The following is a 12,408-nucleotide window of genomic DNA, read 5'->3' as shown; positions in this document are numbered from 1 at the left end:
CTTCAGACAGGATATTCCATGAACGTGGCTCCCCAATCGATCTTGACCGCCGATAAGGACTGGTGGCGCGGCGCGGTGATCTATCAGATCTACCCGCGCTCCTACCAGGATTCCAACGGCGACGGTATCGGCGACCTTAAGGGCATCACCGCCCGGCTGCCGCATGTGGCAAGCCTCGGCGTCGATGCGATCTGGATCTCGCCCTTCTTCACCTCGCCGATGCGCGATTTCGGCTATGACGTTTCCGATTATGAAAATGTCGATTCGATCTTCGGCACGCTGGTGGACTTCGACACGATGATCGCCGAGGCACATCGCCTCGGCATCCGCGTGATGATCGACCTGGTCATCTCGCACAGCTCCGATCAGCATCCCTGGTTCGTGCAGAGCCGCTCCAGCAAGACCAACGCCAAGGCCGACTGGTATGTCTGGGCCGACGCCAAGCCGGACGGCACGCCGCCGAACAACTGGCTGTCGATTTTCGGCGGCTCGGCATGGGCGTGGGATCCGACGCGCATGCAATATTACCTGCACAACTTCCTGACCTCGCAGCCGGACATGAACCTGCATAACCCGGAAGTGCAGGACCGTCTGCTCGATGTGGTGCGCTTCTGGCTCAATCGCGGCGTCGACGGCTTCCGCCTCGACACCATCAACTTCTATTTCCACGACCCGCTGTTGCGCGACAATCCGGCATTGGCGCCTGAGCGCCGCAACGCCTCGACGGCGCCGGCGGTCAATCCCTATAACTTCCAGGAGCATGTCTACGACAAGAACCGGCCGGAGAACCTCGCCTTCCTGAAGCGGTTCCGCGCCGTTCTCGAGGAATATCCGGCAATCGCCGCCGTCGGCGAGGTGGGTGACAGCCAGCGCGGCCTCGAAATCGTCGGCGAATACACCTCCGGCAACGACAAGATGCACATGTGCTACGCCTTCGAGTTCCTGGCGCCCGATCCGCTGACGCCGGAGCGCGTCGAGGAGGTGATGGAGGATTTCGAAGCCGCAGCCCCCGATGGTTGGGCCTGCTGGGCTTTCTCCAATCACGACGTCATGCGCCATGTCAGCCGCTGGGGCGGGCTGGTCGCCGATCACGACGCCTTCGCCAAGCTCTATGCCTCGCTGCTGATGACGCTGCGCGGTTCGGTTTGCCTCTATCAGGGCGAGGAACTGGCGCTGACCGAAGCCGATCTCGCCTATCAGGACCTGCAGGATCCCTATGGCATCCAGTTCTGGCCTGAGTTCAAAGGCCGTGACGGCTGCCGCACGCCGATGGTCTGGGACAGCCACGTCGCCCAGGGCGGCTTTTCGACAGTCACGCCCTGGCTGCCGGTGCCGGTCGAACATATTTTGCGCGCCGTCAACGTACAGCAGGGCGACGAGGCTTCCGTGCTCGAGCACTATCGACGCTTCATCGCCTTCCGCAAGCTGCACCCGGCCTTTGCCAAGGGCGAGATCGAATTCGAGGAGACGGAGGGCGATATCCTGGTCTTCACCCGCGAATACAGTGATGAGAAGCTGCTCTGCATCTTCAACATGAGCCCGGCCGAAACCGGCGTCACCCTGCCTGCCGGTGAATGGCAGGCATTGACGGGCCATGGCTTTACCAGCAACAACTATGGCGACAAGATCGATATTCCGGCCTGGGGGGCGTATTTCGCCCGTCTCGCTTAAGGATCAGGAGGGGAGAGAGACATGACTGGACTGACGCTGAAGGATATTCGCAAATCCTACGGTTCCGTGGACGTTCTCCACGGCATCGACCTCGATATCAAGCAGGGCGAATTCATCGTCTTTGTCGGTCCGTCCGGCTGCGGCAAATCCACGCTTCTGCGCATGATCGCCGGTCTCGAGGCGATCACCGGCGGCGAGATGTATATCGACGGCCAACTGGTCAATGACGTGCCGCCGTCGAAGCGCGGCATTGCCATGGTCTTCCAGTCCTACGCGCTCTATCCCCACATGACCGTCTACGACAACATGGCCTTCGGCATGAAGATCGCCGGCGAAAGCAAGCAGGAGATCGATCGGCGCGTGCGGGCGGCGGCCGACAGCCTGCAGCTGAGCAAATATCTCGACCGCCTGCCGAAGGCGCTTTCGGGCGGCCAGCGTCAGCGCGTGGCGATCGGCCGGGCCATCTGCCGCGACCCCAAGGTCTTCCTGTTCGACGAGCCGCTGTCGAACCTCGATGCTGCGTTGCGCGTCGCGACCCGCATCGAGATCGCCCGCCTCAACGAGCAGATGGCCGATACGACAATGATCTACGTCACCCACGACCAGGTCGAGGCGATGACGCTTGCCGACCGCATCGTCGTGCTTTCCGCCGGCAATATCGAGCAGGTCGGCGCGCCGCTGGAACTCTATGAGCGCCCGGCCAACCTCTTTGTGGCGAAATTCATCGGCTCGCCGGCCATGAACATCATCCCGGCGACGATATCAGGCACCGGCAGCCAGACGACCGTGACGCTGACCGGCGGCATGTCGGTCACGCTCGATGTGGCGACCGACTCGTCCGAGAAGGGCAAGCAGGCGAGCTTCGGTGTTCGCCCAGAAGATCTGAGGATCGCAGACGGTGCCGACTATGTTTTCGAGGGCGAGGTCTCGATCGTCGAAGCGCTCGGCGAAGTGACGCTGCTTTACATCGAAGGCCTGGTCCCCGGCGAGCCGATCGTCGTCAAACTGCCCGGTATTTACGATGTCCATAAGGGCCAGAGGATGCGCTTTGCCGCCGACCGGCAGAAGCTGCATCTCTTCGATGCGAGCGGCCACACCTACCGGAAATGAGGTCGCCATTTTTGGGGTAATAATCCCGAGAATTATACTTGGCGGACCGAATTCTCACTTTCTGTTAAAGATCGGCTGCTACTTTTTCCTCGTCAATTTATGAGGGGGATAAGCAAGTGGCCGCTTCCAATCCGTCACAGCCAAGATCTCATTTCCTGAGCAAGGAAGAATCCTTCATGTACGACCGCGAGGCGCGGTTCAAAATGGAGGACACGATGAATGCCGCGCGCATCGAATATACGGAAAAGGGCGTCATGCACGCGGCGTCGCGCCGGTGTGACATCGTCCGGATCTCGATGAGCAGCGCGACGCTCGCCATTCTGACCCAGTTCAGCCTGCCGAAGCAGTTCTATCTGGACATTCCGGATGCCCGCATCACCAAGGTCGGCTGCCTGCTGATGAAGGTCAACGCCAACAACACGATCGAAGTCCGCTTCCTGCGCCTGCTGACGCAGAAAGAACTGAACAAGATCTTCGTCTACAGCACGCACCCGGCGCACAAGGATTACGTCCTCGATATCCGCGCCTGACGGATAGATCGGACTGGTAATATAAAAAACCCGCGGGGCGCTTCGCACGCCCCGCGGGTTTTGCTTATTAGAGCTTTTCCGGGTTAGATTGAAGCATTCTGTTGGCTCAAACGGAGTCGGATGGTCGACCGGCCGGCGCGCGTCGTAGCCTGGCTCTACGGCCAAGCCGGCCGGCCGATCAGCCGGCCCGTTTCAGCCAACCCTGCCGCAGATTTGCCCGGCAAATCTGCAAGACTTGAAAATCGCCGGACGCACTGATCGCTTCGCCATGGCGAAGCGGTGCGGCCGGTGGGCCGGGCATCTCTAGCCAGGATCAAAGGCGATCGGCTCGGACGTACCTAGGGGTATGCCCGTCGCCAATCGCCTTTGCCCTGACGAAAACCTGCTCCGATCAGAACGCTTCAATCTAACCCGGAAAAGCTCTAGTGATGGTCGCGTTCAGTGGAAGAGAACGCTCGCCCCCTGGTCCGAAGCGCCGACGGCGCGGCGGAACGGCGCGAAGAGCTCGCGGCCCATGCCGAATTCATTGTCGGAGAGATCGACGGTCACCGGCTCGCGCTCGGCCATGTCGGCCGCATCGACGAGCACTTCGAGCGTGCCCTTGATCGCGTCCAGGCGAATGATGTCGCCGTTCTTGATGCGGGCGATCGGGCCGCCGTCGACCGCTTCCGGCGTGACGTGGATCGCCGCCGGCACCTTGCCGGATGCGCCGGACATGCGTCCGTCGGTCAGAAGCGCCACGTGGAAGCCGCGATCCTGCAGCACGCCGAGCGGCGGCGTCAGCTTGTGCAGTTCCGGCATACCGTTCGCCTTCGGCCCCTGGAAGCGCACGACGGCGACGAAATCGCGGTTGAGCTTGCCTTCCTTGAAGGCGTCCTGCAGTTCCTGCTGGCTGTGGAAGACGATCGCCGGCGCCTCGATGACGTGACGCTCCGGCTTGACGGCGGAGATCTTGATGACCGCTTTGCCGAGATTGCCGCGCAGCATCTTCAGCCCGCCATTCGCCTGGAATGGCGTCTCGATGCTGGAGAGCACCTTCGGATCATGGCTCTTCTCCGGCGACGGCTCGCGCAACACGCCGCGGTTTTCGCCGAGGCGGGCATCGACCGTATAGGCCTGGAGGCCCTGGCCGAAGACGGTGCGCACGTCGTCATGCACCAGGCCGTGCTTCAGGAGTTCCTTGATCAGGAAGCCCATGCCGCCGGCCGCCTGGAAATGGTTCACGTCTGCAAGTCCGTTCGGATAGACGCGGGCAAGCAGCGGCACGATTTCCGAAAGCTCGGCAATGTCCTGCCAGGTGAGCTGGATTCCGGCTGCCCGCGCCATGGCGACGAGGTGCAGCGTGTGGTTGGTCGAGCCGCCGGTCGCATGCAGGCCGACGACGCCGTTGACGACCGAACGTTCGTCGATCATCTCGCCGGCCGGCGTGAATTCGTTGCCGAGCGCGGTGATCGCCAGCGCCCGCTTGGCGGCCTCGCGCGTCAGCGCTTCGCGCAGCGGCGTGCCGGGATTGATGAAGGAGGAGCCGGGCATATGGAAGCCCATGATCTCCATCAGCATCTGGTTGGAGTTGGCCGTGCCGTAGAAGGTGCAGGTGCCTGGGCCGTGATAGGATTTCGATTCCGCCTCCAGGAGCTCGGCGCGCCCGACCTTGCCCTCGGCAAAGAGCTGACGCACCCGCGACTTCTCGTCGTTGGGTAGGCCCGTCGTCATCGGACCGGCCGGAACGAAGATCGACGGCAGGTGCCCGAAGGAGAGGGCGGCGATGACGAGGCCGGGAACGATCTTGTCGCAGACGCCGAGGAAGAGGGCGGCATCGAACATATTGTGCGACAGGCCGACGCCCGCGGCCATGGCGATCAGGTCGCGCGAAAAGAGCGATAGCTCCATGCCCGGCTGCCCCTGGGTGACGCCGTCGCACATGGCAGGCACGCCGCCGGCCACCTGGGCGACGCCACCTGCTTCGGCAGCCGCCTCACGGATGATTGCGGGATAGGTCTCGAACGGCTGGTGGGCCGAGAGCATGTCGTTATAGGCAGTGATGATGCCGAGATTGGGAATGCGGTCGCCGGCCAGCGCGTCCTTCTCGGCGGGGGAACAGACCGCAAAGCCGTGGGCGAGGTTGGCGCAGCCGAGCACCGAGCGGTGCACGCCCTGGGAAGCGGCGGCGCGCAGCCGTTCCAGATAGCGCTCGCGGGTCGGTTTCGAGCGTTCGACGATGCGGTTGGTGATCGCAGCAATGCGTGCGTGAGCGGACATGGAAGATCCCTGCCTTGTTCTGGTTCGTCTCAATGTGTTCGCCGGCTCCGGCGGCCGTCAGGCCATATCAGGGAGCCCAGTAGATCTCGACCGGGGAAGTGGCCCGGCGCAGAACAGCGCGGATCGGCATGTCTGCCTCGTCACCGCTGCCTTCCGCCTTGGCGAGAACGTCTTTTTTGCCTTCGCCCTCGATATGGAGAACCAGCAGTGCCGCATCCTGAAGACTGGAGAAGGTGAAAGTCAGGCGCGGCTCGCCGGCTCCTTCTGCCTCCATGGTGATGACGCCGCGCGGCGTCGAGGCATCGAGCGCCTCGGCAAGATTGCTGCCGCCGGGAAAGAACGAGGCGGTGTGGCCGTCGCCGCCCATGCCGAGGATGACCACATCGAAGGGGATGCCGATCTCGGCGCTTTTTTCCGTCGCCAGCCTTGCCGCCTCCTCGACCGAGGCTGCCGGCTGGTAAAGCGGCACGAACCGCGCCGCCTTTGCCTTATCCTGCAAGAGATTGGCATCGACCAGCAGATGGTTCGAGCGGGTATTGTCGGCCGGCACGAAGCGTTCGTCAACCAGCGTGATCGTCACCTTGTCCCAGGCGATGTCGCGTGTCGACAGCGCCTGGAAGAAGGCCTTCGGCGTCGAGCCGCCGGAAACGGCGATGGAGGCGGCGCCGCGGGCGGCGATGGCCACCGAAAGCGTATCGGCAACCTTGTCAGCGAGGCTGCCGGCGAGATCTGCAGGGCTGGCGAAGGAATGCAGGGTCGATGCCATCGATGTCGTCCTAGATATCGTCATGCCAGGTGCGGCCGTCGCGCTCGATCAGCGCGATGGCCTGGCTCGGGCCCCAGGTACCGGCCGTATAGCCCTGCACCTGCTGGCCTGTCGTTTCCCAACCCTTCAGGATCGGGTCGACCCATTTCCATGCGGCTTCCACTTCGTCGCGGCGCATGAAGAGCGTCTGGTTGGAGCGGATCACGTCCATCAGCAGGCGTTCGTAGGCGTCGGGATTGCGGACGTTGAAGGCCTGGGCGAAGCTCATGTCGAGCGATACGTTGCGCAGGCGCATGCCGCCCGGGCCCGGATCCTTGATCATCAGCGACTGCTTGACGCCTTCATCCGGCTGCAGGCGGATGATCAGCTGATTGGCGACGATGCGTCCGGCCGCCTGGTCGAAGATCGCGTGCGGGATCGGCTTGAACGTGATGACGATCTCGGACATGCGTCCGGTCAGGCGCTTGCCGGTTCTGATATAGAAGGGAACGCCGGCCCAGCGCCAGTTGTTGATCTCCGCCTTGATGGCGACGAAGGTCTCGGTGTTGGAGACGCCGCCTTCGAGCTCTTCGAGATAGCCCTTGACCGGGCCGCTGCCCGAGGCCCCGGCGCGATACTGGCCGCGGACCGTCGCCTGCTCGACATTCGAAGCATCGAGCGGCTTCAGCGCCCGCAGCACCTTCAGCTTCTCGTCGCGAACGGCTTCCGAATCCATCGACGAAGGCACTTCCATCGCCGTCAGGCAGAGCAGCTGCAGAATGTGGTTCTGCACCATGTCGCGCAGCGCGCCGGCCGTATCGTAATAGCCGGCGCGGCCTTCGAGGCCGACCGATTCCGCCACCGTGATCTGCACGTGATCGATATAGTTGGCGTTCCACAGCGGTTCGTAGAGCGCATTGGCAAAGCGCAGCGCCATCAAGTTCTGCACCGTCTCCTTGCCGAGATAGTGGTCGATGCGGAAGATTTGCTCTTCCTTGAAGGCGCGGCCGATCATGTCGTTGAGCTGCAGCGCCGAGGCGAGGTCGCGGCCGATCGGCTTTTCGACGACGATGCGGGTCGATTTGGTGATCAGCTTGTGGTCGTGGATCTTCTGCGAAATGTCGCCGAAGATGCCGGGCGCGACTGCCAGATAGAAAGCACGCACCCGCTCCTTGCCCTCGTCGAGTAGTTTTTTCAGCTGTTCCCAGCCGCTGTCGGCGCGGGCATCGACGGAAACGTAATAGAGGCGGGCGCAGAACTTCTCCACTTGCGTCTCGTCATATTCGCCCTTCTTCAGGTGTTCTTTCAGCGCATCGCGGGCGAATTTGCGATATTCCTCATTCGTCAGCGGGCTGCGCGAAGCGCCGATTATCCGGGTCGGTTCGCCGAACTGGCCTTCGATCTGGCGATGATAGAGGGCGGGCAGCAACTTGCGCTCGGCAAGGTCGCCGCTGCCGCCGAAGACGACGTAATCAAAAGGCTCAACGGGAATGATCTGGCTGCTCATGAGCTTATCTCTCAATCAGGCTGGTTGGCGGCCCTTTTAATCTAATCGATTTAAAAAAGCCAGTGTGCAGTGCAATGAATCTGTCAGGCACCGGTTTTAGAGCGAATTTGCATGAGAGGAAATCCGAAATCGGACTAAAACTTGTCGCGAAGCGCAAACCACGACAAGGCGAGGAAAAGCAGCGGCGCCCGCATCCAGGCCCCGCCGGGAAAGGCGGGAATATCGAGCGATTTGAACAGATCCAGATCGCTGGATTTTCCAATCACCGTTTCCGCATAGAGCTTGCCACAGTAGTTTGACAGCATGACGCCATGGCCGGAATAACCGCCGATCGAGGTGACGCCGGGCATCACCTCGCGTACGAAGAGCTGGCGCGGCATGGTGATGCCGACGCTGCCGCCCCAGGCATGGGTGATTTCGATGTCTTTCAGGGCGGGATAAATTTCGCCGATCTGCCGGCGGATATGTTGCGAAATGTCTCGCGGATTGTCGGCCGTATAGGCCTCGCGTCCGCCGAACAGCAGACGGCCTTCGAATCTGCGGAAATAACGCACGACGAATCGCGAATCGGCGACGGCCTCGCCGCCCGGAAGCACTTCGGGATGCTTATCGAGGGGAGCAGTAGCGCCGATGAAGGAGCGGATCGGCATGACATGGCTTGCCGTCACCGGTTCGAGACCGTCGATATGCCCGTCGCAGGCGATCAGCGCCCGGTCGGCGGTGATCGTGCCCCGTTCTGTTTCGATCGTCACCTTGCCGCCGCCCTGGCGGATCGCCGTCGCCTTGGTCATCTCGAAGATATCAGCACCCGCGTTAGCGGCGACACGGGCGAGCCCGATAAGCAGCTTCAGCGGATGGATATGGCCTGTGCCGACATCGCGCACGCCGCAGTGGAAGCGCTTCGAGCCGAGCCTTTCCTGCGTCTCTTTCTTGTCCATGAAGCTGATATGCGGATAGTCATAGCGCTGCGCGGCGATCTCGGCGTTCTCGCGATAGTCGCGTTCGTAGCTCGCCTTGTGGGCGACATTGAGCTGGCCGGGCACGAAGTCGATCTCGATCTGGTGCTTGCTTGCAAAATCGAGGAGATGGCGCTTGGCCGCCTCCGCAACGTCGAACAGCGCCTTCGAGCGTTGATAGCCGATTTTTTCCTCGAGCTCTTCCGGCCACCATCGTTGGCCGGTGCCGAGCTGGCCGCCATTGCGCCCGGACGCTCCGTCGCCGAAGCGGCAGGCCTCGATCAGGACGACCGAAACGCCTGACTTGGCGAGGTGATAGGCGGCCTGGAGGCCGGTATAGCCGCCGCCGATGATGGCGACGTCGCATGCTCTCGAGCCGTCGAGAGCGGCATAGGTGGGCCGCTCGCCGACGGTTGCCTGATACCAGGATAGGCCCGGGGAGATCGGGCTCTGCCACATCTCTTGTGCTGCCATGACGATCCCCTCACACGTTGAGCAGAAGGAATTCCCGCTCCCAGGGGCTGATCACCTGCATGAAGGTCTCGAACTCGCCGCGCTTGACGCCGGCATAAAGGCCGATGAACTGCGTGCCGAACACCTCTTCGAAGGCGGGCTCATCCTCCATCAGCGCCACGGCTTCCAAGAGGCCGCGCGGCAGGTCGATCGAGCCCTCATTGGCCGAATCCTCCGTCGGCGCCGTCGGCTCGATCTCTTTCATGATGCCGAGCAGGCCGGAAGCGAGCGAGGCGGCAAGCGCGAGATACGGATTGGCGTCCGAACTCGGCAGCCGGTTTTCCACTCGCCGCGCCTGCGGATCGGACACCGGCACGCGGAAGGCGGTGGTCCTGTTGTCGTAGCCCCAGGCATTGTTGACAGGGCAGGACATGTCCGGCTGCAGGCGGCGGTAGGAATTCACGTAAGGGGCAAGCATCGCCATCGCGCTCGGCACGAATTTCTGCATGCCGCCGATGAAATGGAAGAATTCCTTCGAGGCCGACCCGTCCGCATTGGAAAAGACGTTCCTCCCGGTCTCGATATTGACCACCGACTGGTGGATATGCATTGCCGAACCCGGCTGGCCCTGCATCGGCTTGGCCATGAAGGTCGCATAGATGTCGTGCTTCAGCGCCGCTTCGCGGATCGTGCGCTTGAACAGGAACACCTGGTCGGCAAGCTCGATCGGATTGCCGTGGCGTAGGTTGATCTCAAGCTGGGCCGGCCCCTCTTCATGGATCAGCGTGTCGATCTCCAGCCCCTGCTTCTCCGAGAAATGGTAGATGTCGTCAATCAGCTCGTCGAATTCGTTGATGCCGGCGATCGAATAGCCCTGGCCGCCGAGGATGGAGCGGCCGGAGCGGCCTTTCGGCGGGTGCAGCGGATAGTCGGGATCGTCATTCTTGGCGACCAGGTAGAATTCGATCTCGGGCGCGACGATCGGTTTCCAGCCACGGTCGTGATAAAGGCTCATGATCCGCTTCAGCACGTTGCGCGGCGTATAAGGCACTTCGCCGCCGTCCGAATCGACGATGTCGCAGATCACCTGCGCCGTCGGATCGCTCTCCCAGGGCACGACCGACAGTGTCGAAAGATCCGGCATCAGCTTCAGGTCGCTGTCGCGCGGCTCGTAGCGGAAGCTATCCGTCTCCTCGGGATATTCGCCGGAAATCGTGTGCCGGTAGATCGCCGAAGGCAGCGCCAGCGAGGTGTTGGAGGTGAATTTCGAGCTCGGCATCATCTTGCCGCGCGGCACGCCGGCAAGGTCGGGCGTGATGCATTCGATGTCTTCGATGCCCCTGGCTCTCAGCCACTGCGCTGCTTCCTTCCAGTTCGCAACGCCGCGCAGGGATCCGGGGTCCGGAGGAGTTTTCGTCGAGGCGGGTACGGTTCTGGCAGGCTTCAGCGTCGTCTTTTTTGGGGACATGACACACCGGTTTGGTTGATCTTGGCGCCATCATAGCCGGACTTTGTCAATTGGCGAGGGGTCGAGAACGTTGACTTTCGCCCTTCGATGGAAAAAGAAGACGCCGATTTGATTGGGGAAACGGGTTTGCAGCGCAAAAGCGACGTCATCGTCATCGGCGCCGGGGCGGCGGGCATGATGGCGGCCATCCGCGCGGGAAAACGCCGTCGCTCGGTCGTCGTTCTCGACCATGCCCAGGCCCCTGGCGAGAAGATCCGCATCTCCGGCGGCGGCCGCTGCAATTTCACCAATATCCATGCCGGGCCGAAGAATTTTCTGTCCGCCAATCCGCATTTCTGCAAGTCGGCGCTTGCCCGTTTCACGCCCGCCGATTTCATCGCCATGGTCGAGCGGCACGGCATCGCCTGGCATGAAAAGACGCTCGGCCAGCTCTTCTGCGACGACAGCGCCAAGGACATCATCCGCATGCTCCTGGACGAGATGCGCGCCGCCGGCGCGGCACTCGATCTCGCTACCGAGATAACAGGCGTCGAAAGGATCGATGCGGGCTTCCGCGTCTCGACCGGGCAGGGCGCCTATGAAGCCTCATCGCTGATCGTTGCGACCGGCGGCAAATCGATCCCGAAGATGGGCGCCACCGGCTTTGCCTATCGCCTCGCCGAGCAGTTCGGCCTGGCCGTGCTCGAAACCCGCCCGGCCCTGGTGCCGTTGACGCTCGATCCCGGCCTGCTCGCAAGTATTGCGCCGCTTGCCGGCATTTCCGCTCGGGCCGAAATCCGCCATGGCAAGACCGCCTTTCGCGAAGCGCTGCTGTTTACCCATCGGGGCCTCAGCGGACCTGCCATCCTGCAGATCTCCTCCTATTGGCGCGAAGGCCACGAAATCGTCCTTGCCATCGAACCGGATATCGACATCGCCGCGCAGCTGAAGGCGGCAAAGCAGCTGAACGGCCGCCAGTCGGCCCAGACCGCGCTTGGCGAAATCCTGCCGAAGCGGCTGGCGCAGTTTCTCGTCGAGCGCGAAAAAATCTCCGGCAATATGGCCGACCTACCCGACAAGGTCCTGCTCAGCCTTGCCGCGAGCGCCCAGAACTTCGCAATCAAGCCTTCCGGCTCTGAAGGCTATCGCACCGCCGAAGTGACGCTCGGCGGCATCGACACGGCCGCGCTCGATTCACGCAGCATGGAGGCCAAGGCCGTGCCCGGCCTCTATTTCATCGGCGAATGCGTCGACGTCACCGGCTGGCTCGGCGGCTATAATTTCCAATGGGCCTGGGCCTCGGGATTTGCCGCGGGCGAATGCGCCTGATGCTTTCCTTTCCTGCATATCGGCGGAACTGCTGCCGCGTATATTAGCAATACGATTCAAGACTTCTTAAGAGAGGTGCGCCATCCTGTCTCAATTGGCGGTTTGCAAAGCTCTTCCTAGATTAAGCTTTACCGGCAAGCCGTTTTGTTGGATTGTTGTGTCAGAAGAGTGAGGTTTCGAGCATGACCAGACACGCACGACGCGCCCGCGCCATCGCAATCACCCAGGCAAAGCCTGACATCAGGATGGCCGTCCTGCGATATTTGATGCTCGCAGCCGGCGCCACAGCGGCCAGCCTGGCGCTGCTGCTCGCGCACGTCCTCTGACCTGTCCTTGCATCCGAAAGTAAACCTTGCGGCCTTCCGATCGCGACATCGCGGTCCTGTGGGGCATAAATTGCA

10 protein-coding genes are annotated in these 12,408 nt (G+C 62.2%); 5 read left to right on the top strand and 5 right to left on the bottom strand.

Annotated features, from left to right (window positions below; all coding sequences use genetic code 11):
- Nucleotides 1-18 precede the first annotated feature (18 nt).
- From A7X77_RS00515 to A7X77_RS00505, 3 genes are all read left to right on the top strand, one after another.
- Nucleotides 19-1,671: an alpha-glucosidase gene (locus A7X77_RS00515; RefSeq protein ID WP_064681100.1), complete on the top strand. Its 1,653-nt coding sequence runs from the start codon at nucleotides 19-21 to the stop codon at nucleotides 1,669-1,671.
- Between the two features lie 21 nt (nucleotides 1,672-1,692).
- A complete protein-coding gene (locus A7X77_RS00510) occupies nucleotides 1,693-2,781 on the top strand; it encodes an ABC transporter ATP-binding protein (protein WP_064681099.1) in 1,089 nt (362 codons plus the stop codon).
- A gap of 176 nt (nucleotides 2,782-2,957) precedes the next feature.
- Nucleotides 2,958-3,311: a hypothetical protein gene (locus tag A7X77_RS00505; RefSeq protein WP_020920408.1), complete on the top strand. Its 354-nt coding sequence runs from the start codon at nucleotides 2,958-2,960 to the stop codon at nucleotides 3,309-3,311.
- A gap of 438 nt (nucleotides 3,312-3,749) precedes the next feature.
- Here A7X77_RS00505 and edd read toward each other — a convergent pair whose 3' ends face one another.
- The 5 genes from edd to A7X77_RS00480 all read right to left on the bottom strand — a co-directional run bounded on the left by edd (nucleotide 3,750) and on the right by A7X77_RS00480 (nucleotide 10,699).
- Entirely contained in the window at nucleotides 3,750-5,570 is a 1,821-nt protein-coding gene (gene edd, locus A7X77_RS00500) for a phosphogluconate dehydratase (protein WP_064681098.1), read from the bottom strand.
- A gap of 67 nt (nucleotides 5,571-5,637) precedes the next feature.
- Complete coding sequence (gene pgl, locus A7X77_RS00495) at nucleotides 5,638-6,336, bottom strand: 6-phosphogluconolactonase (RefSeq protein WP_064681097.1); 699 nt, start codon at nucleotides 6,334-6,336, stop codon at nucleotides 5,638-5,640.
- Between the two features lie 10 nt (nucleotides 6,337-6,346).
- A complete protein-coding gene (gene zwf / locus A7X77_RS00490; RefSeq protein WP_064681096.1) occupies nucleotides 6,347-7,822 on the bottom strand; it encodes a glucose-6-phosphate dehydrogenase in 1,476 nt (491 codons plus the stop codon).
- A 134-nt stretch (nucleotides 7,823-7,956) separates the two neighbouring features.
- Complete coding sequence (locus A7X77_RS00485) at nucleotides 7,957-9,252, bottom strand: NAD(P)/FAD-dependent oxidoreductase (protein ID WP_064681095.1); 1,296 nt, start codon at nucleotides 9,250-9,252, stop codon at nucleotides 7,957-7,959.
- Nucleotides 9,253-9,262: 10 nt separating this feature from the next.
- The gene (locus A7X77_RS00480; protein WP_064681094.1) at nucleotides 9,263-10,699 is read right to left on the bottom strand and encodes a glutamine synthetase family protein; all 1,437 of its coding nucleotides are present in this window, start codon (nucleotides 10,697-10,699) and stop codon (nucleotides 9,263-9,265) included.
- An 87-nt stretch (nucleotides 10,700-10,786) separates the two neighbouring features.
- Here A7X77_RS00480 and A7X77_RS00475 point away from each other — a divergent pair, with 87 nt between their 5' ends.
- Both A7X77_RS00475 and A7X77_RS33350 read left to right on the top strand, forming a co-directional pair.
- Nucleotides 10,787-12,007 (top strand): NAD(P)/FAD-dependent oxidoreductase, encoded by a 1,221-nt coding sequence (locus A7X77_RS00475; protein WP_064681093.1) that lies wholly within the window; start codon nucleotides 10,787-10,789, stop codon nucleotides 12,005-12,007.
- Between the two features lie 182 nt (nucleotides 12,008-12,189).
- Nucleotides 12,190-12,333 carry a hypothetical protein gene (locus A7X77_RS33350; protein WP_167482299.1) on the top strand — a complete coding sequence of 48 codons (144 nt, stop codon included), beginning with the start codon at nucleotides 12,190-12,192 and terminating at the stop codon, nucleotides 12,331-12,333.
- The last annotated feature ends 75 nt before the right edge of the window (nucleotides 12,334-12,408 follow it).

Source organism: Rhizobium bangladeshense (genome assembly GCF_001662075.1).
Taxonomy (GTDB): Bacteria; Pseudomonadota; Alphaproteobacteria; order Rhizobiales; family Rhizobiaceae; genus Rhizobium; species Rhizobium bangladeshense_B.
The sequence above is the reverse complement of the archived record's forward strand: the minus strand, read 5'-3'. Positions and strand labels throughout refer to the sequence as shown.

Excerpts from the sequence above, each read along its gene's own strand:
- A7X77_RS00515 (WP_064681100.1), top strand. The coding sequence starts at position 19 with ATGAACGTGGCTCCCCAATCGATCTTGACCGCCGATAAGGACTGGTGG.
- A7X77_RS00510 (WP_064681099.1), top strand. The coding sequence starts at position 1,693 with ATGACTGGACTGACGCTGAAGGATATTCGCAAATCCTACGGTTCCGTG.
- A7X77_RS00505 (WP_020920408.1), top strand. The coding sequence starts at position 2,958 with ATGTACGACCGCGAGGCGCGGTTCAAAATGGAGGACACGATGAATGCC.
- edd (WP_064681098.1), bottom strand. The coding sequence starts at position 5,570 with ATGTCCGCTCACGCACGCATTGCTGCGATCACCAACCGCATCGTCGAA.
- pgl (WP_064681097.1), bottom strand. The coding sequence starts at position 6,336 with ATGGCATCGACCCTGCATTCCTTCGCCAGCCCTGCAGATCTCGCCGGC.
- zwf (WP_064681096.1), bottom strand. The coding sequence starts at position 7,822 with ATGAGCAGCCAGATCATTCCCGTTGAGCCTTTTGATTACGTCGTCTTC.
- A7X77_RS00485 (WP_064681095.1), bottom strand. The coding sequence starts at position 9,252 with ATGGCAGCACAAGAGATGTGGCAGAGCCCGATCTCCCCGGGCCTATCC.
- A7X77_RS00480 (WP_064681094.1), bottom strand. The coding sequence starts at position 10,699 with ATGTCCCCAAAAAAGACGACGCTGAAGCCTGCCAGAACCGTACCCGCC.
- A7X77_RS00475 (WP_064681093.1), top strand. The coding sequence starts at position 10,787 with ATGGAAAAAGAAGACGCCGATTTGATTGGGGAAACGGGTTTGCAGCGC.
- A7X77_RS33350 (WP_167482299.1), top strand. The coding sequence starts at position 12,190 with ATGACCAGACACGCACGACGCGCCCGCGCCATCGCAATCACCCAGGCA.